This is a genomic window from Streptococcus sp. 1004_SSPC (genome assembly GCF_001069025.1).
Lineage (GTDB): Bacteria > Bacillota > Bacilli > Lactobacillales > Streptococcaceae > Streptococcus > Streptococcus vestibularis.
The window spans coordinates 1-754 of sequence record NZ_JWGQ01000112.1 but is presented as its reverse complement, the minus strand read 5'-3'; the positions used below and the strand labels follow the sequence as shown (position 1 = coordinate 754).

General features: G+C 38.9%; 1 protein-coding gene. It reads left to right on the top strand.

Going from position 1 to position 754, the window contains the following annotated elements:
- Positions 1-13: 13 nt before the first annotated feature.
- On the top strand, positions 14-754 hold a 741-nt coding region (locus tag ADF62_RS08400; RefSeq protein WP_048788582.1), incomplete at its 3' end, for an ISL3 family transposase.

Genomic DNA, 754 nt, shown 5'->3' with positions numbered 1-754 from the left:
TTAGGAAGAACTTATGAGACTTATTAAGAATACCACAGAATTAATCGGAATTAAAGACCCAAACATCATTATTTCTCTTGTTTTTGAAACTGATACTCATATCGAAATTCATGCAAAACTGGATTACCCTGCACCACCATGCCCTCATTGCCAAGGAAAAATGATCAAATATGACTTTCAAAAATCTTCTAAAATTCCTCTCCTTGAACAAGCTGGAACACCTACACTATTACGTCTTAAAAAGCGTCGCTTCCAGTGTAAAAATTGTAAGAAAGTCACGGTAGCTGAGACATCAATTGTTGAGAAAAACCACCAAATCTCCAACCTTGTCCGGCAAAAGGTTGCACAGCTCCTTACTGAAAAGGTATCACTAACAGATATTACCAGAAGACTTCGTGTGTCGACGTCCACTGTCTATCGTAAACTTGACCAGTTTACTTTCAAGGAACATTATGACAAACTCCCGACTGTTATGTCCTGGGATGATTTTGGGTTCAAGAAAGGTGAACTCGCTTTTGTGGCTCAAAACTATGAGACTAACAAACTCATAACTATCCTTGATAATTGCCGTCAAACCACTATTCGAAACTACTTTTTGAAGTATCCTTTGAAAGTACGCCAAAAGGTACGGTTTATAACGATGGATATGTCAGGAGCCTATATGCCACTAGCTCGAAGGCTTTTCCCAAATGCCGAAATCATTATTGATCGTTTCCACATCATCCAGCACCTTGGTCGAGCCTTTTTAAAGACA